At 38.5% G+C, this 20,158-nt stretch carries 20 protein-coding genes; 17 read left to right on the forward strand and 3 right to left on the reverse strand.

Going from position 1 to position 20,158, the window contains the following annotated elements; genetic code table 11:
• The first annotated feature begins 11 nt into the window (after positions 1-11).
• From OZX59_RS00695 to OZX59_RS00720, 6 genes are all read left to right on the forward strand, one after another.
• The gene (locus OZX59_RS00695; RefSeq protein ID WP_277126230.1) at positions 12-2,018 is read left to right on the forward strand and encodes a hypothetical protein; all 2,007 of its coding nucleotides are present in this window, start codon (positions 12-14) and stop codon (positions 2,016-2,018) included.
• 9 nt (positions 2,019-2,027) lie between these two features.
• Complete coding sequence (locus OZX59_RS00700) at positions 2,028-2,696, forward strand: ABC transporter ATP-binding protein (RefSeq protein ID WP_277126231.1); 669 nt, start codon at positions 2,028-2,030, stop codon at positions 2,694-2,696.
• Positions 2,693-3,007, forward strand: coding sequence for a YxeA family protein (locus OZX59_RS00705; protein ID WP_277126232.1), 315 nt, complete (start codon positions 2,693-2,695; stop codon positions 3,005-3,007). Before OZX59_RS00700 ends, OZX59_RS00705 begins: the two co-directional genes overlap by 4 nt.
• Positions 3,008-3,175: 168 nt before the next feature.
• Entirely contained in the window at positions 3,176-4,360 is a 1,185-nt protein-coding gene (locus OZX59_RS00710; protein WP_277126233.1) for an amidohydrolase family protein, read from the forward strand.
• Between the two features lie 527 nt (positions 4,361-4,887).
• Positions 4,888-6,072, forward strand: a complete 1,185-nt coding sequence (locus OZX59_RS00715) for an amidohydrolase family protein (protein ID WP_277126234.1) — start codon at positions 4,888-4,890, stop codon at positions 6,070-6,072.
• 21 nt (positions 6,073-6,093) lie between these two features.
• Positions 6,094-7,278, forward strand: a complete 1,185-nt coding sequence (locus OZX59_RS00720) for an amidohydrolase family protein (protein WP_277126235.1) — start codon at positions 6,094-6,096, stop codon at positions 7,276-7,278.
• 50 nt (positions 7,279-7,328) lie between these two features.
• On the opposite strand, the gene OZX59_RS00725 is transcribed toward OZX59_RS00720, so the two are convergent.
• Positions 7,329-7,850, reverse strand: a complete 522-nt coding sequence (locus OZX59_RS00725) for a hypothetical protein (protein ID WP_277126236.1) — start codon at positions 7,848-7,850, stop codon at positions 7,329-7,331.
• Between the two features lie 10 nt (positions 7,851-7,860).
• Entirely contained in the window at positions 7,861-8,736 is an 876-nt protein-coding gene (locus OZX59_RS00730) for a Cof-type HAD-IIB family hydrolase (RefSeq protein ID WP_277126237.1), read from the reverse strand.
• A gap of 181 nt (positions 8,737-8,917) precedes the next feature.
• Here OZX59_RS00730 and OZX59_RS00735 point away from each other — a divergent pair, with 181 nt between their 5' ends.
• Genes OZX59_RS00735 through tsaE form a run of 3 tightly spaced genes read left to right on the forward strand, consistent with a single transcriptional unit; the run spans position 8,918 to position 11,086 of the window.
• Entirely contained in the window at positions 8,918-9,616 is a 699-nt protein-coding gene (locus OZX59_RS00735; RefSeq protein ID WP_277127025.1) for a uracil-DNA glycosylase, read from the forward strand.
• An 11-nt stretch (positions 9,617-9,627) separates the two neighbouring features.
• Positions 9,628-10,611, forward strand: coding sequence for a phosphate acetyltransferase (pta, locus tag OZX59_RS00740; RefSeq protein ID WP_277126238.1), 984 nt, complete (start codon positions 9,628-9,630; stop codon positions 10,609-10,611).
• Positions 10,598-11,086, forward strand: a complete 489-nt coding sequence (gene tsaE, locus OZX59_RS00745) for a tRNA (adenosine(37)-N6)-threonylcarbamoyltransferase complex ATPase subunit type 1 TsaE (RefSeq protein ID WP_277126239.1) — start codon at positions 10,598-10,600, stop codon at positions 11,084-11,086. The genes pta and tsaE overlap by 14 nt, the downstream gene beginning before the upstream one ends.
• 46 nt (positions 11,087-11,132) lie before the next feature.
• Here tsaE and OZX59_RS00750 read toward each other — a convergent pair whose 3' ends face one another.
• Complete coding sequence (locus OZX59_RS00750; protein WP_277126240.1) at positions 11,133-11,666, reverse strand: 3'-5' exonuclease; 534 nt, start codon at positions 11,664-11,666, stop codon at positions 11,133-11,135.
• 93 nt (positions 11,667-11,759) lie between these two features.
• On the opposite strand from OZX59_RS00750, the gene murB reads away from it, so the two are divergent.
• The 8 genes from murB (at position 11,760) to OZX59_RS00790 (ending at position 20,040) form a co-directional block, all read left to right on the forward strand.
• Positions 11,760-12,659 carry a UDP-N-acetylmuramate dehydrogenase gene (gene murB / locus OZX59_RS00755; RefSeq protein ID WP_277126241.1) on the forward strand — a complete coding sequence of 300 codons (900 nt, stop codon included), beginning with the start codon at positions 11,760-11,762 and terminating at the stop codon, positions 12,657-12,659.
• A gap of 29 nt (positions 12,660-12,688) precedes the next feature.
• Positions 12,689-13,534, forward strand: a complete 846-nt coding sequence (cdaA, locus tag OZX59_RS00760; protein ID WP_277126242.1) for a diadenylate cyclase CdaA — start codon at positions 12,689-12,691, stop codon at positions 13,532-13,534.
• Positions 13,531-14,505, forward strand: a complete 975-nt coding sequence (locus OZX59_RS00765; protein ID WP_277126243.1) for a CdaR family protein — start codon at positions 13,531-13,533, stop codon at positions 14,503-14,505. Before cdaA ends, OZX59_RS00765 begins: the two co-directional genes overlap by 4 nt.
• Positions 14,506-14,532: 27 nt before the next feature.
• Positions 14,533-15,882 (forward strand): phosphoglucosamine mutase, encoded by a 1,350-nt coding sequence (gene glmM / locus OZX59_RS00770; protein WP_277126244.1) that lies wholly within the window; start codon positions 14,533-14,535, stop codon positions 15,880-15,882.
• A gap of 240 nt (positions 15,883-16,122) precedes the next feature.
• Positions 16,123-17,934 (forward strand): glutamine--fructose-6-phosphate transaminase (isomerizing), encoded by a 1,812-nt coding sequence (glmS, locus tag OZX59_RS00775; protein ID WP_277126245.1) that lies wholly within the window; start codon positions 16,123-16,125, stop codon positions 17,932-17,934.
• 78 nt (positions 17,935-18,012) lie between these two features.
• A complete protein-coding gene (locus tag OZX59_RS00780; RefSeq protein ID WP_277126246.1) occupies positions 18,013-18,831 on the forward strand; it encodes a Cof-type HAD-IIB family hydrolase in 819 nt (272 codons plus the stop codon).
• Between the two features lie 23 nt (positions 18,832-18,854).
• Positions 18,855-19,292: a CopY/TcrY family copper transport repressor gene (locus tag OZX59_RS00785; RefSeq protein WP_277126247.1), complete on the forward strand. Its 438-nt coding sequence runs from the start codon at positions 18,855-18,857 to the stop codon at positions 19,290-19,292.
• 34 nt (positions 19,293-19,326) lie between these two features.
• A complete protein-coding gene (locus OZX59_RS00790; RefSeq protein WP_277126248.1) occupies positions 19,327-20,040 on the forward strand; it encodes a hypothetical protein in 714 nt (237 codons plus the stop codon).
• Positions 20,041-20,158 lie beyond the last annotated feature (118 nt).

Below are 20,158 nucleotides of genomic sequence, written 5' to 3' on the forward strand. Positions count from 1 at the left end.
GTGAGGTTATAATGCTTAAAAAAATCAAATTGCTATTATTTGCAGCATTAACAACTGCTATGGTTGGTATTTTCGCATTGTTGTTTAACTCATATGCTACTGCTTCTATTCCTAATACAGCCAATTCAATTATGGTTGTTGCCTGGGATAATAAGCAGTCTAAAAGAAAAATCTTCACTCAGATGACCAAACTAGCAAATGATGAGAATATTTCGTTAGTGAAAGCCCGTTTTAATAATTTAAATGGTCATAATAGTAAAGCAATTTATGAGTTTAATTCTGATAAGAGAGCTACTGGTTCTTTTTACCGGAGTGAGCAAACCAAAAAACTAGATAAGCAGGCATTGCAGCTAGAAGCCGTGATTGGTTATTATTATACTTCTGCTCGCGGAGCAACTTTAGAAAAATTATTTAGCAAATTCAAAAAATTGGGTCTAAAAATAATGGCTGCAGATACTGCTTTGACGCCTAAGCGGTTATTTATGATGGTCACTGGCAGTTTCTCAGAAGCGATAATTTTTGCCTTTATTAGTCTACTAGGCATCTTGTTAATTGTGATGTTGCTTGAGAAGATTTATCGATTTAAGGCTTTTGCTGTAATGAAGATTAATGGTTATAGCAATTGGCAAATTATTAGGCATGACTTGTTAAAAGAACTTTTACCACTGGGAGTAATCGATCTAGTGCTAATTGCATTAACTTTTTTCTGGAGTATTTGGCAGTTGACGGCTTCAGGAATAAGTCTGTTCATGTTATATATGGTAGCAATTACTTTTAGCTTAACCATTATCTTTTTGGTGCTGGATTTAATATCATACTTAACCTTAAAGTTAATAGATATTTATGCGGCTATTAAGGGACAAACTAATACTAAGCAATTGTTAGTAATTGGATACTTATTAAAAATAGTAATTATGATTTTATTAACTGTAAATACCGTAGCTTTAGTTAATGGCGTTAAGGATTATCAAATGGACCAAACAGCTATTAAGTTATGGAATAATCAACAAACAAATTATGACTTAAGTCTCTTTTGGGATGATGAAGATCCAGATGCGCCAAATGTTAAAGAAACAAATGAAGTTGGCAAGGCAGTTCATAGATTGGCAATTGAGAATGAGGCAATTCTTGCTAGAAATTCACAAAATTTGCAGCCTAAAATTCATGACATAGATCCTGACTATGGCAATCTAATGTATGTCAATTCAACTTATTTAAAGAAGAATCCAATTAAACTGGCTAATAATACTAATTATGTTTTACCTAAATTATCTAAAAATAATGTGGTGTTACTAGTACCAGAAGATCGCATGTTTCAATTGGCAAAATTTAAAAAGCAGTTACGTGATTTTATTAAGTTTCAACGTAGTTTGCCTAATTACTATTCAGTCCACGGAGCGATTAAGTTAAAGGTCGTGCCGATTAAGAGCAAGCAAATTATCTATAATTATCAACTTTTGGCAATCATGCAAGATACGGTTTCAGTTGATCCGATATTGGTTGTGGTCAATGATGAATTACTATCAGATAACTTCTACTTGGCTACTGCTAGTCAAGGGTTACTTCGGTTTACCGATTTAACTAAATTACGGAAAAGTGTTAAACGCTTGGGTTTGACTAATAATGTTGTTGGTATTTCTAATCAAAAAGTGCAATTAAGCGATTATAAGACGCAAACAAAACAAAAATTTAGTGTTTTAATTATTGCAGTGATCATTTCTATTATCCAATTAGTTTTCATTGAGATCTTTATTAGTAGCAGCTTTTTACAAAGGTGTCGGCGAAAAATGGCAGTTAATGCTATCTTTGGCAGAAGCAACCTCAAACTTATTAATATGTTTCTTTTAGGGAATTTATTACTCGACTTGCTTGTGATGATAATTGTTTTGCAAATCGGACATGGGTTAAGTAATATCCCAATTATGTTGGTCTTTTTGTTATTAGAAACCATAGTAATCTTGTTTACTTGTTGGCGTGGGCAAAAAAATTTATTAACAACTCTTAACCATGGAAATTAGGTGGAAATAATGATTAAAGTAGAAGCGATTACTAAAGAATTTAAACAAAAACCCGTCTTAGAAAAAGTTAACTGCCAGCTCTCTGCCGGCAAAAGCTATGCCATTATTGGTAAGAGTGGAGCTGGCAAGACAACTTTTTTGAATATCTTGAGTGGATTAGAGCAGCCAAGTTCTGGCAGCGTGACCTTCAATGATTTATCAGTTAATGCTAAAAATCAGAAGCAACTATATCGCAATCATTTTGGCTTTGTCTTTCAGAATTTTGGCCTGATTGATAATGAAACGGTTAAGCAAAATTTGGCTATTGGTTTGGCGAATCAAAAACTTACTAAACAGTTGGCACAAGAGGCAATGCAAGCAGTGCTTGAACGAGTTGGACTAGGCAAATTATCGCTTAAGCAAAAAGTTTATATCCTGAGTGGTGGTGAGCAGCAACGAATTGCTTTAGCGCGAGCAATCTTGAAGAAACCTGATGTGATTTTTGCTGACGAGCCAACGGGGTCGCTCGATACTGAAAACAGTGAAGTAGTGCTCAATTCGCTCTTAAACGACTTTGGTCCAGATGCTACTGTAATTATTGCCACACATTCACCGCAGATTTGGCAGCAGTGTGACTATGTAATTGAAATTAAAAATCAAACTATTCATATTACAGAAAATGAGAGAATAGCCAGATGAAGAAATTTTTACTAACTGTTTTCGGTATAATAGTTGTCTGTTGTGGCGGTATTTTACTAATCCATAATCAATACACGGATTATATCAATCCGTTAATCAACATGGAGATTAGTTATGCCAAGGTGCCTAAGCATACGCAAAAATATCGTAATGTGCAGGCCGTTGATAACAATGGCAAGAAGTTACCTTATAAAATTAAATATATTGGCGGATATGATCCAGGTCGGCAGTATATCTATATCGAGCACAAAGGTCAATACGTCAAGCAGATTGAATATCTTCCTAAAGATAAATTTCCTGGTCAAAAATAATTAAAAAAATCCGTTGCTAATTAGTAAGGGATTTTTTTGTTGCGCAATTTTAGAGAGCCTAGAATTTCTTGAAAGATATTTTTAATTAATTGTTGTAAAAATATTCATCTAGTATTAGAATATTAAAATATAATGAAATCAATTTGAAGCTAGTTTAAGGAGGACAAAATGACGAAAACAGCGTATACAAATGTTAATCTCTATGATGGCGAGCAAGAAGCGATCAAGGCAAACAGCTACATGGTAGTTGATGATGGGACTGGTAAGATTACTGCTATGGGCACGGGCCAAGCGCCAGCCGCTGACCAAACGGTTGACTTAGCTAATAAATATGTGATGCCTGGTCTGATTAATTGCCATACTCACACGGTTAATGATCCCAGCGCCGCTGATGGCGATCCTACAGCTAATGTGGTTGAGACGACTGTGCGTTCAGTCAAGAACCTGCATACATTTTTGCAGTCTGGTGTTACCTATATTAGAGAATTGGGCAGCAATTATGATATTGATATTACGCTAAGTCGTTTGATAGCTGAAGGGAAAATTACTAAGGTTCCAGAAATTTTGCCGTCGGGTCGAGCATATTCGATGACTGGTGGTCATGGCGATACACCTAATTTTGGTCATGCAGTTGATTCACCAGATGAAATGCGCAAGGCTGTCCGTCAGGGTTTGAAATTAGGTGCTAAAAACATTAAAGTCATGGCAACTGGTGGTGTTATGACTAAGAATGACTTTATGAATGATCCACAACTTAGCGTTGCCGAAATGCATGCTGCAGTTGAGGAAGCTCACCATAAGGGGTTGACGGTTGCGGCTCATGCTGAAGGCAATCCAGGAATTATGAATGCCATTAAGGCTGGAGTCGATAGCATCGAGCATGGCTTTTATGTTAATGATGAAGAAATCGACTTGATGCTTGAGCAGGGGACTTATTTGACGCCAACTGTTGTGGCTGACTGGGCTTTTCCGACATACGCTGAAGGTAAGGTTCCAGAATGGGAAATCAAAAAGGCGGCTGATGCACTAGACGATTTGCGTAAGAATATTACACATGCCAAAGACCGCGGCGTCAAGATTACTTTAGGAACAGATGCTGGTACGCCATTCAATGACTTCTCCATGACGCCAGTTGAATTACAGCTGTTAGTGGAACAAGGCTTTACTAATTATGAAGCTCTGCGAACTAGCGTTAATTCTGCTAAATTGCTGCAGATTGATGATGAATATGGCACCTTAGCTGAGGGGAAGTATGCTGACTTCTTAGTCTTAGATGAAAATCCGTTGGCAGATGTTCATGCAGTAGCCCAAGCGGATAAAGCTGTCTACAAAAAGGGCCAACGGGCATATTAAGCTAGAGACATCAAAGATAGGGGCACTTAATTATTCCGATCTGCATAATGAAAAAAGCTCAGGAAAACCTGAGCTTTAACAGCTGAACTACTTACGCAGTTTGTCAATGATATCTTTGATATCATCAAGCACATCTTGAGCTTTTGCAAACACAAGATACAACATGAGTAAAAATAGTATTTTGTACGAGATACTTAACGTGCATGCAAAGTGACTACTTGCAACGCGCGGTGACGGTCAATTATGACCGTCTTTTTTTATACAACATTTTTTGATAAATTATGAGAAACACATAAAAATGGCATTCTTTATATTTACTAGCTTTTGATACTTTTTAGATTTTGTCTATATAGTTAAGCTATGGCTTTTTGGCTAATTTGTATTTTCAAGTCTAGCGATGTAATAAATAACATTTATAATTGCTAAATTATTATCATTTTATTTAATTTAATATTGTAAAACGATTTGCTAAGTATTAAAATATTAAATTATAATGAAGAAAGCGACGATTTAAGGGGTGAATAATCATGACCAAAACAGTTTATACAAATGCAAAGTTATATGATGGTGCAACAGAAGCTGTAAAAGCTGATAGCTATCTAGTGGTTGACGATGAAACGGGGAAGATAACTTTGATTGGTACTGGTCAGGCACCAATAGCTGATCAAGTAGTCGATTTGGCAGGCAAATATGTGATGCCAGGACTTATCAATTGCCATACTCATATTGTGAGTGATTCAGACAGTTATGATGCTGACTTAGGAGCTGACGTTGTAACAGCCACAGTTCGAGGCTTGCAGCACTTGCATGATTTCTTGCGCTCAGGTGTGACTTATATTCGGGAGTGCGGCAGTGCATATGATATTGATATTACAATGAGTCATTTAGTGCAAACAGGTAAAATAACTAAGGCACCTGATATTATGCCGTCTGGAATGGCATATTCAATGACTGGTGGTCATGGAGATTCGCCTAGCTTTGGACACTTAGTTGATTCACCTGATGAAATGCGTAAAGCTGTTCGTCAAGGTCTGAAAAAAGGTGCCAAAAACATTAAATTAATGGCGACTGGCGGAGTCATGACCAAGAATGATTTTATGGATGATCCGCAACTTAGCGTTGCCGAAATGCACGTTGCTGTTGAAGAAGCTCACCATAAGAATTTGATTGTTGCAGCTCATGCAGAAGGCAATCCAGGAATTATGAATGCGATTAAAGCCGGGGTTGACAGTGTTGAACATGGCTTCTATGTTAATGATGAAGAAATTGATTTAATGCTTGAGCAAGGAACTTATCTGACTCCAACGGTAGTGGCAGATTGGGCATTTCCAACTTATGCCCAGGGTAAAGTGCCAGAATGGGAAATCAAAAAGGCCATAGATGCTTTAGATGATCTACGTAAGAATATTACTCATGCCAAAGAACGCGGCGTACCAATTACCTTGGGTACAGATGCTGGTTCACCATTTAATGATTTTACGATGACGCCCGTTGAGTTGCAGTTATTGGTAGAGCAAGGTTTTACCAATTATGAAGCTTTGCAAACAAGTGTAAATTCAGCTAAGTTAATGAAGATTGACGATGAATATGGCACGTTAGAGGAAGGCAAATATGCCGATTTTCTGGTCTTAGACGAGAATCCGTTGGCAGATGTCCATGCAGTGGCACAAGCCGACAAGGTTGTCTATAAAAAAGGTCAGCGTGCTTATTAAATAAATTTTTAGGAGAAAATCATGAATCAAACGGTATATACTAACTTTAATCTTTATGATGGTGAGAAAAACGATGTTCAAGCAGATAGCTACATGTTAGTTGATGATGTGACGGGGAAAATTACGAAAATTGGTATAGGTAAAGCACCAACAGCTGATCGGACAATTGATTTGGCTAATAAGTATGTAATGCCGGGCATGATTAACGTGCATACGCATGTTGATAATGATTCAACCACTTTTGATGGCGATCCTGAAGCGAACGTAGTAGTTGCAACTGTACGAGCAGTTCAAAATCTGCATGAATTTTTGCGTTCTGGAGTTACTTATATTCGGCAGTGCGGTTGTTCGTATGATCTAGATATTCCACTTAGCCAAATGATTGCTACAGGCAAAATTACTAAGGTGCCAGAAATGATGCCGTCTGGAATGGTATACTCGATGACCGGGGGCCACGGCGATGCCCCTAATTCTGGTAATCTAGTTGATTCACCCGATGAGATGCGTAAAGCCGTTCGACAAGGAATGAAAAAAGGTGCTAAAGCAATCAAGGTAATGGCAACTGGCGGGGTCATGACTAAGAATGACTTCATGGACGATCCACAATTAAGTATTGCTGAAATGCACGTTGCTGTTGAAGAAGCTCACCACAAAAATCTGATTGTCGCAGCTCATGCTGAAGGAAACGCAGGTATTTATAATGCGGTAAAGGCTGGAGTTGATAGTATTGAACATGGTTTTTATGTAGATGATGAAGAAATCGATATGATGCTTGAGCAAGGAACTTATCTAACCCCAACGGTAGTGGCAGATTGGTCTCTGGCCAAATATGGCAAAGGTGTTTTACCTGATTGGGAAGTTAAAAAAGCCGCCGATGCTGTTGATGATCTGCGTAAGAATATTACGCATGCTAAGGAGCGGGGCGTAAAAATCACTTTAGGTACGGATGCCGGAACACCTTTTAATGACTTTACTAAAACTGCCGTTGAGCTTCAGTTATTGGTAGAGCAAGGTTTTACTAATTACGAAGCGCTACGCACGAGCGTTAATTCGGCTAAGTTAATGAAGATTGACGATGAATATGGCACGTTAGAGGAAGGCAAATATGCCGATTTTCTGGTCTTAGACGAGAATCCACTAGTTGACATCAAGGCAGTTAACGAGCAAGATAAGGCTGTCTATAAAAAGGGACAAAGAGCCTATTAACTTAAATCAAATAAAAACGCTGTGTTTAAACAGCGTTTTTTCTTACTAAATTAATTTAGTTTGATACTAATATTGCCACCAATCGGTGGAAAAGTCGGTAATTTTAACGGAGTGGTGTGCCATTGGGTAAATAGTGTTGCACACAATAAAATAAAGGGGACGTCTTCCGGTCTAGAGATATCACAGGTCAAGACAACACCGGTTTTATTTACCTTCGTCTTTACAGTTGCTACTTGTTTGACACCAGATAAAAACTTGTAGCTACCTTTTTTAATGCTACCAGTGACTAAGTAGTTGAGCCTAGTAACATAAAAGAGATTAGCAATTTTGCTATTAAAGCGTTTGACCTTAACTAGCGAATGGTTAACCACATCGATTGTGAAGGAAGCGATGATGCCATTTCGATCAGAATAAAGTCGTCCAATTTCAGTACCAAGGGTAGTTTTTAAATATAAAGTATGGTTAGGATTATCAAGATTTCCTTGAATAATGAATTTTAATTCACCATTATCGAAAGCAACTGGGATTTGACCATATTCTTGTTTTTGACTTAATTCCATTAAATAGCGCATTAGTCAACCTCTATTCTCGCGCGTTATTTTTGATAAACTGTCTTAAAATATGACCCACGCCATCGTCGTTGTTAGATTTGGTTTCAATCTGCGCGACCTGCTTAATAGCTGGTACAGCGTTTGCCATTGCAACCCCTGTACCAGCGGCACGGATCATGCTTTCGTCATTAAGATTATCGCCAATTGCTGCTACTTCTTCAGTTTTTAAGCCTTGTTTATGAGCGTAATCGAGCAAAGCTGAACCCTTTTGTGCCCGAATATCGTTGATTTCAATGTTGGCGGCAGAACTGGAAGTCACAGCCAAATCGCCAAGCGCTGTGATTTCTTCTTTGACTTCTTTAAATGCTGCATAACCTCGTCCGTCAAAGGCGATAATTTTAGTAATTTCAAGTTGCGGGTCGGCTAGTAACTGTTCAAAATTATCGACTAAAGTCATGCTAAGCATTGCATTGCTGCCAGCAGAAATAGCCACGGCTTCTTTAAAGGTTACGTTGGGATTAAGTGCTATTAGAGAATGAGCCAGATTAACAACACGTTGGCTGATGTCTGCTGAATAAATTTTGCTTTTTGTGACGATTTCAAAATAAATTTGATGTTTATATAAGATTTCTGCAACTGCTCGTGCCTTTGCAGTGGGTAATAAATGCTTAACTTGCAAGTTGCCGTTTGCATCGTAAATCAAAGCTCCGTTAGCATTGATAAAGCCAGTTTGTAAATCAAAGTCTTTCAGAGCGCTACGGGCTTGCTCAGGTGAGCGACCAGTTGCCACCAGAAATTCAATTCCACTATCTTGGGCAGCACGAATTGCTGAGATATTCTCACTAGAAACAGTCATGTTGCTGTTAAACAGTGTACCGTCAAGGTCACAAGCTACTAATTTAATCAATGGTAAGTAACGCCTCCTAATAATACTTATACAATTCCTAGTTTAATACTAACACAATGTGCGTAATCCGCAGCAAGTGCTTATGAGTGAAATTGCTAAAAAAATCTTTAATTAGCAATTTTTTGTCCAGTTTCATTAATTTTCATGATACCATAAAAGTTAAAGGAAGAGAGGCTAGCTTATAATGAAACAGTTTATTGGCAATGATTGGGATGCCGTCTTGGAACCTGTCTTTTCAAGTAGTCAGTATCAGGAATTACATAATTTTTTAAAGAACGAGTACGCTACTAAGCAGATATTCCCAGATATGTATCATATTTTTACAGCTTTTAAGTTGACCACTTTTGCTCAAACTAAAGTAGTTATTTTGGGACAAGATCCTTATCATAATCCTGGACAAGCAACTGGGATGAGTTTTGCTGTGATGCCGGGAACTAAACTGCCACCATCATTACAAAATATTTATCAAGAATTATATGATGATGTTGGCTGTCAACCGGTTAATCACGGTTATCTCAAGAAGTGGGCTGATCAAGGAGTACTGTTACTAAATGCTGTTTTGACTGTCCCTTATGGTCATGCAAATGGTCATCAAGGACGCGGCTGGGAACAGGTGACTGATGCGGCAATTGAAGCGTTAAGTGAGCGCGGTAAGGTAGTTTTTATTTTATGGGGCAAGTTTGCTCAGAATAAAATTCCGCTGATTGATCAAAAGCGTAATGTGATTATTAAATCACCGCATCCGAGTCCATTTTCGGCAGATCGTGGTTTCTTTGGCTCACGACCATTTTCACGTTGTAATGCTGCCTTGAAAAACATGGGTGAAACACCAATAGATTGGCAACTGCCGGCTACTGTTACACAAGCTGATTTAGCATAGATAGGATTAACATGAGCGTTTTTAAATTATTAGAAGAAAAAGTTAAAATTGCACCTAAAAAAATCCGGATTGTCTTTCCTGAGGGAGATGATGAACGGATCCTGATGGCAGCCAACCGCTTAGCAGCAGCCCAAATTATTGAACCAATTTTATTAGGCAAAGTTAATGAACTTAAACAATCGGCTAGGCAGCTAGGACTAGATTTATCAGGGGTTACACTAGTTGAACCAGAAGCTGATGCTGAAATGATTACTGCTTTTATTGCAGCTCGCGGCCGCGAGCTTGAACGGCAACAGGTGCATGAACAACTGCAAGATGCCAATTATTTCGCTACCATGCTAGTTAAAATGGGTAAGGCAGATGGAATGGTGTCAGGTGCAGCGCATTCTACAGCACAAACGGTTAGACCAGCACTGCAATTGATTAAGACTGCAAAAGGGATGCATAGAGTTTCTGGTAGTTTTATCATGGAACGTGGTAGTAAAAAATATCTTTTTGCCGATTGTGCAATTAATATCGAGCCTGATAGTGCAACTCTTGCTGAGATTGCAGAACAATCTGTTCAAACTGCTAAAATGATTAATCTAACGCCAAAAGTGGCCTTTTTGAGTTTCTCTACTAAAGGATCTGCCCAAGGCGAGATGGTTGATCGAGTAGCTGAGGCGGCCAAATTATTTAAACAAAAGTGTCCAAGCATTCCTGCTGATGGTGAATTACAGTTCGATGCCGCGTTTGTTCCAGCGGTTGCCAAACAAAAAGCACCTGATTCCCCGCTTAATGGTCAAGCTAATATTTTTATCTTTCCAGAATTACAATCTGGTAATCTTGCTTATAAAATTGCACAGAGATTGGGTAATTTTGGTGCAGTTGGACCAATCCTGCAAGGTTTAGCTCAGCCAGTTAACGATTTATCGCGTGGTGCTAGTAGTCAAGATGTTTATGACTTGGCAATTTTGACAGCAGCCCAGGTGTTAGAAAAGAATGGGCGAGGATAAGATGAAGCTTGAAGTAAATTCTGCAAGTGAAATGCAGCAGCTTGGTGTGATAATTGCGCAAACTGCTCAAGCTAGTGATGTATTATTGCTTAGTGGTGATTTAGGTGCTGGCAAAACCACTCTGACACAGGGAATTGGCCGCGGACTTGGTGTTAAAAGACCAATTAAAAGTCCGACCTTTACGATTGTGCGTGAATATCGCGAAGCTAGATTGCCATTATTTCATATGGATTTTTATCGACTAGTTGATGATGATTTAGCTTCGATTGATTTAAATGGTTATCTGGCGCAGGCAGGCTTGGTAGTAATTGAATGGCCACAAATGATTAAAGATAATCTGCCTAAAACATACTTGCAATTGACGATTAAGCGTATTGATGATAGTTGGAACTCAACTAAGCGCTTAGTTATGTTTAAGCCGCAAGGTGATCGGGCAACAGCTTGGAGCAAGGAAATTTATTCACAAATCAAATAAAAAACAGGATTGCAGTAATTGCAGTCCTGTTTTTCGTGAATCAAATTTAAACTTGTTCAACCAACTTTTTGATTGCCTCATCGCCAAATTGCTTGTGCTGAGCAATTAAAATACCACCGCAGGCTTCACTATCACTTAGAGCATTGTGATGATGCCAGAGTTCAACTGCCAAAGCGTCTGATACAGTATCAAGTTTATGGTTGGGCAAATCTGGTTCAAATAACCTACTGGTCTTTAAAGTATCAATGACTAAATAATGAGGTTCTTGAATATCATAGCGAGCAAGACTCTGTCGCATAACGTTGGTATCAAAGCGTGCATTATGAGCACAAACGAGCATACCTGGTTGAAATAGTTCCTTAATTTGTGGCCAAACTTCGGCCATAGTTGGCGCATCTTGAACATCTTGAGCGGTAATGTCATGAATTTGAATGTTACGTGCATCAAATGGCATTTGCGGATTGATGACAGTATAAAAACGATCAACAATTTGATCATCGCGCACCATTACCAGTGCTAGCGAACACGCGCTTTCTGGATGACGATTAGCGGTTTCGAAGTCCATTGCAATAAAATTCATTTTTTCTCCTTTAAAACTAATTTTTAGTATAACATAGTGTGAAGCGAGTAAGTGAATGCGGTAAAATAAAGAATAGATAAAGAGGTTTTAGCTTTGGAATTACTTAACTTAAAAAGGAATGGGCTTGAAATTAACCAGCAAGTTCCACTTAGTAAATATACGTTTACTAAGACAGGAGGACCAGCAGAATATTTAGCTTTTCCACGAAATCAGTCTGAACTAGAGCAGCTACTGCAGGCTGCTAAACTTGATGAGCTTCCCGTAACGGTTATAGGTAATGCCTCTAATTTAATCATTCGGGATGGCGGAATTGACGGTCTAGTGCTGATTTTGACTAAAATGAACCAAATAACGATCAGCAAGCAATCAGTCACTGCTGAAGCTGGCGGGAGAATAATTGATACGGCTTTTGCGGCTGCTAATCATGGTCTTAGCGGCTTAGAATTTGCTGCTGGGATCCCGGGCAGTGTTGGTGGTGCGGTCTATATGAATGCTGGAGCATATGGCGGCGAAACTAGCCAGGCACTATTAAGTGCTAAAGTGCTAACTTTAACTGGTGAGATCAAAGAATATTCTAATGAAGAAATTCACTTTACCTATCGTCATTCACTTATGCAAACCACTGGGGATGTCGTAATTGCGGCAACTTTTAAATTGCATCCTGGCAAAAAGTCGGCTATCCTAGCTCAAATGAATTATCTTAACGCATTACGCCGTTATAAGCAGCCATTAGAATATCCGTCTTGTGGCAGTGTCTTTAAACGGCCAGTGGGTCATTTTGTTGGTCCGATGATTATTCAGGCCGGATTACAAGGAAAGCAAATTGGTGGTGCACAAGTTTCTCAAAAGCATGCCGGTTTTATTGTTAATAAAGGTGATGCTACTGCGACGGATTATCTTAAGTTAATCAAATTAATTAAAAAGACAATTAAACAAAAATTTGGGATAGATTTACAAACTGAAGTCAGAGTCATCGGTAAACCCAGCAATTAAAATTGCAAACTAGCAAAGGAGGAGAACTTATGCATTTTAACGTGGCGAATCTTTTAACTTGGAATAACTTGTCAATTGTACTTGATATTTTAATTATCTGGTTCGTAGTTTATCACTTAATTGTCTTGATTAGAGGGACGAAGGCAGTTCAATTAGCCAAAGGAATCGTATTGATTTTTATTGTGCGATTAATTGCAGGGGTTTTGCAGCTGCATACGACTACTTGGCTACTTGATCAGGTAGTTTCTTGGTCGGTACTAGGAATTATTATCATTTTTCAGCCAGAAATTCGGCGAGGTCTAGAACACTTAGGACGATTACCGATTTTTGGTGGGCATGAGGCTAGTGAGCGCGATGAGTCATTACGCTTTATTGATGAGCTTGACAAGTCAATTCAATATATGTCTAAAAGGCGGATTGGTGCTTTAATTACCATTCAACAAGAAACTGGTTTAGAAGATTATATTGAAACAGGTATCAAACTTGACGCTAAGGTAACTGGTGAATTATTAATTAATATCTTTATTCCTAATACACCGCTGCATGATGGTGCTGTAATTATTGGTAAAGATCATGAAATAGCTGTAGCTGCCGCATATTTACCATTATCTGATAGTACGATGATTCCTAAGCGGCTAGGGACTAGACACCGTGCAGCAGTTGGTATTTCAGAAGTTACTGATGCAATTACAATTGTTGTTTCGGAAGAAACTGGTGGAGTAACGATTACCCGTAACGGTCGGTTTTATTTAGATATGAGTCGAGAGGATTACTTAAAATACTTAAAAGCGGAGTTAGTTCCAGAAGAAAAGTCAACACCCAAATGGTACCAAAAATTATTCAATAAAGTTTGGAAATGGGGTGCTGATCGATGAAAGCTTTTTGGAAAAAGTCTTGGTTTATTAGTTTATTGTCATTGCTAATTGCAGTTTTATTAGTAATTTATACAAATTATACCCAAGAAGGTTTTATGACCCAGGGACAGCCAGAACGTACTAAGCAAACGGCTAGTGAGAAGCAAACTGTTAAGGTGCCGCTGCAAGTGTCTGTTAATACTGATAATTATTATGTTGTTGGCTATCCTGCTAAGGTCAGTATTACGCTTGAGGGCTCTAGCGCATTAGTTACTTCTGCTGTTAATACACAAAATTTTCGGGTATATATTGATTTGACTCATAAGAGTGTTGGCGATCATACAGTAAAGGTTCGGGTTAGTGGGCTGAGCAATCAAGTTTCCTATAAAATTAATCCTAAATCTGTTCATGTAAATATTCAAAGACGAAAATCAGTCACAGAGCCTGTACAAATAGAGTATAATAAGGATGCTGTGGCCCATGGTTATAAGCTAGGCAAAACGAGCGTTTATCCGCAACAAGTTGAGATAACTGGTGCGCGGAGTGAAGTTGATCAAATTGATCAGGTAGTAGCTAAGGTTACTCTACCTAATGAAATTAATCATACTTATGAGCGGCAGGTGAGTCTAATCGCTGAAGATAAGCAGGGGCGTCAGCTTAATGTAATCATCGATCCGGCAACCGTTAAGGTAACTATTCCGATTTCAGTAGCCAAAAAGGCAGTTAAGGTAGATTTACGACCGCAACATGAAAAAGTGGATAAAGTTTATTCATTAACTGCTAAAAATGATTATGTTACTGTATATGGCAGCCAAGAGGCGTTGAAAAAAGTTAAACGGTTAAAAGTGCCGATTGATTTAAAGGATGTTCAGTCTACAACTACTAAAGAGGTTAAATTACCATTGCCTGATGGTGTGGTTAAAGCTGAACCCAATCAAATTAGCGTTCAAATTAAAGTTAAAGAATCGATGAATTCTAATAATGCTAAATAAATTTTACTTAAGGAAAGGTTGTTTTTAATGTTGAAATATTTTGGCACTGATGGTGTGCGTGGAGTTGCTAATCGAGATTTATCACCAGAGATGGCGTTTAAATTAGGTCGTGATGGCGGCTATGTTTTAACTAAAAATAAGCAAGATCAGCAAGCCAAGGTTTTGGTTTCAAGAGATACTCGGGTGTCTGGTGAAATGCTAGAATATGCCTTGATCTCGGGGCTGTTGTCCGTTGGGATTGAGGTTTTAGAAGTAGGAGTAATTACCACACCTGGATTGTCCTATTTGGTTAGAGCTCAAGGAGCTGATGCTGGTGTACAAATTTCGGCTTCACATAATCCGGTCCAAGACAACGGAATTAAGTTTTTTGGTAGTGATGGATTAAAGCTCTCTGATGAACTAGAAGGTGAGATTGAAGAATTAGTGGATGCCACCGTTGACTCTTTACCTAGGCCTTCAGCTCAAGGCTTGGGCACTGTAACTGATTTTCATGAAGGTAGTTCGAAGTATTTACAATTCATTGAAAATACGATTCCTGAGGATCTTGATGGAATTAAGGTAGTCATTGATGGTGCTAATGGTGCTGCCAGTAACTTGATTTCACGGTTATTTGCTGATTGCGGCGTCGATTTCACTACTATTGCTACCCATCCTGATGGTTTTAATATTAATGATCAAGTTGGCGCTACTCATACAGAAAAGCTGCAGGCAGAAGTGGTTAAGCAAGGTGCCCAGCTCGGTCTAGCTTTTGATGGTGATGCCGACCGCTGTATTGCAGTTGATGAAAATGGTCATGAGGTCGATGGCGATCATATTATGTATGTCATTGGGACGTATTTAAAAGATTGTGGTCGTCTTAAAAACGATACTATTGTGACTACTGTAATGAGTAATCTTGGCTTTACTAAAGCCCTAGAGCGTCAAGGAATTAAGAATGTACGCACTCAAGTTGGTGATCGCTATGTTTCTGAAGAAATGCGTGCTCATGGTTATAATTTAGGTGGTGAACAGTCTGGTCATGTTATTATGACAGATTACCACAATACTGGAGATGGAATGCTGACAGGCTTGCATTTGATGTTAGTCATGAAAAAGACTGGTAAATCTCTATCAGAATTATTAGCTGACTTTAAAGAGTATCCGCAATGTTTAGTTAATGTACCTGTCGATGATAAAACTGCGTGGCGCAAACACCAACCAATTCTTGATGTAATTGCAGAAGTTGAACAAGAGATGGGCGGTGAAGGTCGAGTTTTGGTTAGACCATCGGGCACTCAATCGCTATTGCGGGTAATGGCGGAAGGCCCAACGCAAGAACAGACTGATGCCTATGTCAAGCGCATAACTGACGTGGTTGAAGCAGAAATGGGCGAATAAAGTAAAGTTTATAACGATAAAATCCTACTTTTGGTAGGGTTTTTTTGTTGGCAAAATCACCTAAAAATTTTTTCTTTTTTATCAAGGTGCGTTGTATACAATCCCACTGCACATAGTCTATACCAATTATATAATATATTGCTTGACCAATTTAATATATTGGTCTAATATTCCATGTGTTATAACGAATTAATGGATTAGTCCATATTTAAAGCATTGACTAGACCAAAGGAGAAAAATATGTGCGGAATTGTTGGAATTGTTGGTAAATCGGCCAGAGAAGTAATCTTAAGTGGCTTAACTAACTTAGAATATCGTGGTTATGATTCGGCGGGGATTTATCTCAATGACTTGGCTGGTAAAGAGTATCTGGCTAAGGCGACTGGAAAGATTCATCAGCTCGAGGCTAAGCTTACTCCAGATCAACAAGGCTTAGTTGGGATTGGACATACTCGTTGGGCTACTCATGGAGAACCATCAGTCAATAATGCCCATCCTCAATTTGACGAAACTAAGCGATTTTATTTAGTACATAATGGTGTGATTGAGAATTATCAAGAACTAAGAAGCCAATATCTGTCAGAAGCAGCTATGGTTTCCGATACGGATACCGAAGTAGTAGTGCAATTGGTCAGTAAATTTGCTCGTGAAGCTAACTTGTCAGCCTTTGCGGCTCTGAAGAAGACTTTAAAGTTGCTTAAAGGATCATATGCCTTTTTATTAATTGATAACACTAAGCCAGATCATATTTATCTAGCTAAAAACAAGTCACCATTACTATTGGGAATTGGAGATAATTTCAATATTATTGCTTCTGATGCATTGTCTGTTTTAGATCAAACCAAGACTTTTATTGATCTCCATGACGGTGAAGTTGGTGACATTACCAATGATAGCTATTACTTGGAAACTCTTGCTGGAAAACCGGTAATTCGCAAGCCTTACCAATTAGAGATTGATCCTAATGCCGCTTCAAAAGGGACTTATGATTTTTACATGATGAAAGAAATCTGTGAGCAACCAGCTGTATTGCGACATTTAACGCAGTACTATCTTGATAAATCGGGCGAACCTAGAATAGATGATGAAATTGTTAAGACTATGGCACAAGCAGATCGCTTTTATATCTTTGCTGCAGGGACTAGCTATCATGCAGGGCTAGTTGGCAAAATCTTGCTCGAACATTTAACAGGTATCCCGACCGATGTTGGCTATGCTTCGGAAGCTGGCTATCATTTTCCTTTATTATCACGTAAGCCATTTTTTATTTTCTTATCGCAATCTGGGGAAACTGCCGATTCGCGAGTAGTCTTGCAGGAAGCAATTAAGCGAAAAATTCCTAGTTTAACTTTAACTAATGTTATGGAATCTACTCTGGCGCGAGAAGCTAATTATGCAATTTCACTTGAAGCGGGTCCAGAAATAGCGGTGGCTTCGACTAAGGCTTACACTGCGCAAATAGCAGTTATGGCGATTTTGGCTAAAGCAATTGGGAAACAGCTGAAAACAGTCACTGCTAAGCAATTTAATTTAAAGACTAACTTGGCTTTAGCGGCTGAAGGAATTGAACAGCTAATTGCAAATCAAGCGAAAATTAAGCAATTGGCCAAAACGAAGCTAATTTCATCACGTAACGCTTTCTATCTTGGACGCGGAATTGATTATCCAGTTGCCTTGGAAGCAGCATTAAAATTAAAAGAAGTTTCATATATTCAAACAGAGGGCTTTGCAGCAGCAGAGTTAAAGCATGGGACAATTTCACTGATTGAAAATGATACGCCAGTGATAGCTTTGATAAATGATCCAGTAACTGCTGGCCTCATGCGAGGCAATATTCAAGAAGTAGTCGCTCGAGGAGCTCAAGTGATTACTATTGCGAGTCAGGATTTGGCACAAGCCCAAGATGATCTTGTATTAGCCAATATTGATTATTATCTGTCGCCATTAATTTCAGTGGTGCCAACACAGTTGCTTGCTTATTATGCGGCTAAGGAAAAGGGACTGAATGTTGATCAGCCGAGGAATCTTGCTAAAAGTGTCACAGTTGAATAAAAAGTAAAAAAGGTCGTAAGTAATTGCGACTTTTTGTATAATAAAGGAGTTGATAAAAAAATAGTGGGAGGTTAAGCTATGGGGATTAAATTAATTGCAGTCGACTTAGATGGGACATTGTTGACTAGTAACAATGAGATTTTGCCGGAAACTGAAAAATTGCTCAAGCAAGCAAATGAGCAGGGCATAAAAGTTGTTTTGGCTACTGGCAGACCGTTATCTGGTGTAATGCGGTATAACGAGCAGCTTAGTTTGGCAGGAAAGGCAGACCAATACAATATTGTATTTAATGGCGCCGTAATCCAAAACTTAGCTGGCAAAGTTGTGATGGATCAGAAGATGAATTATCATGATTTTACTAACATGATTCGTTTGCAAAGATTGGCTCATGTTAATCTTCATTTTGAAACGCCCGATTGTTTTTGGTGTTGTGATCGTGACTTGGCAGCTAGCCTCGCCTTGAATGCTGCGACTACCAATAACATGATTAAAGTTCGCCCGGTTGAAGAAATTCCACAGGATTTTTCCTTTAATAAGGTTGGCTTAACGATGATTGATGATTTGCAAGAGATGGATAAGCTCTGGCAAAATCTACCAGATTGGGTTTTTGCAAAGTATGATGTTGTCCGGAGTTTTCCTGAAATTATTGAGCTTAACCTTAAGAATGCCTCTAAAGGCAATGCCTTATTACAGCTAGCGGCTCGTTTACAAATTGCCCCCAATCAAGTAATGGTGTTTGGCGATCAAGGTAATGATGTCTCAATGTTTGCTAATCCGGATTTTAAGAAAATTGCGATGGGCAATGCAATTGAGGCCATTAAGGATAGTGCCGATTATGTAACAGATGATAACGACCATAACGGAATTGCCAAGGCACTCAAAAAGTTCGTTCTATAGTAAAATGAAGTTAGGCTAAGTAAATGGTTACAAAAAATAACGTACATAATATTTCTGAAGCCGAATGGGAAGTTATGCGAATTGTTTGGACACTCGGTGAAATTCATACTGGACAAGTAATTGCAGAATTACAGGCTAAAAAAGCTTGGTCTGAATCAACCATCAAGACTTTGATGGGTCGTCTTGTTAAAAAAGGGCTGTTAAAGACACGTAAGGATGGTCGCAGATTCGTTTATTCAGCAACAGTTAGTGAAAATCAAATGATGCTTGAGGCAACTCGTCAGATGATGGGGCATATGTGCGATATGCACAAAGGGCAAATGCTGCTAGAACTAATTAAGGATGTTCCGTTGTCAAAATCTGATATTGAAAAACTTGAAAAGCAATTGACGCAAAAAGAGCAACAGGCTCCAGACACAGTTGATTGTAATTGCTTAGCTTCCGAGCAACATGATTGTTAGGGAAAGAGTAAGATTTACACTAGGAGGTATTAGAATGAAAAAAATTAGCACAATTCTTTTGCGATTAGTGTTTACAGTTTTAATTTGTCTGTCAGGCTACCTACTTTTGACTAGCCCATTGCAATTAAATGTTGCCAACACTCGTGATATGGCTAAGGAAGTGCTACATAAGTCAGTTGATGCAGAAAATGATCCAAAATTAAAAGCTTCTTTAGAGTTGGCTCAAAAGTTTGGCTTAGAGGATAAGGTGCTTGAAGCCTTACCTAAGAAGTATCAACGAGATTTTTCGTACAATAGTTTGTATGACTTAGGCGTGACTTATAAGCAAAATGGTGAACTAACTGCTCATGATTTGGCTTTACCGGAAAACAATCAGGTACAAAAAGCTGTTAGTGAAGTGATTCTACATAAGCTTAACCATGAATTAAAGGAAAATGCTGAGCAAGTTGATCAAGTAATTAGTGTTTTTCAATATTTCGCCTTTGCAATGGTCTTGGTCTTTACTTTGGCTGCACTATTGGCAGTGTTTGGTCGATATTTTGCGTCGATAGTTACCTTATTAGCAGCAATTGGTTCCTTTGGATTTTTGCAGTTTTATGCCAATCAGTTAGTAACTGTCTTGCAAAAGCAATTGTATCATGGAATCAATTTTGTCAATTCACAACAATTATGGTGGGGCTTGTTAATCGGAATTGTTGCTGGCCTTATCTGGCCAATCTGTTTGAAGTTAACCAAAAAGCGTGCTTAATTATTTTAAGATGAAGCAGGCTAGTTACGATGAGTGTAACTAGCCTGCTTTATTTTGATAACGAATACAACTTGCATTTTTATTTACAGACTACTAGTATAGATATTTAGTTAGCAAG

It is taken from the genome of Lactobacillus sp. ESL0681 (assembly GCF_029392835.1).
Classification (GTDB): domain Bacteria; phylum Bacillota; class Bacilli; order Lactobacillales; family Lactobacillaceae; genus Lactobacillus.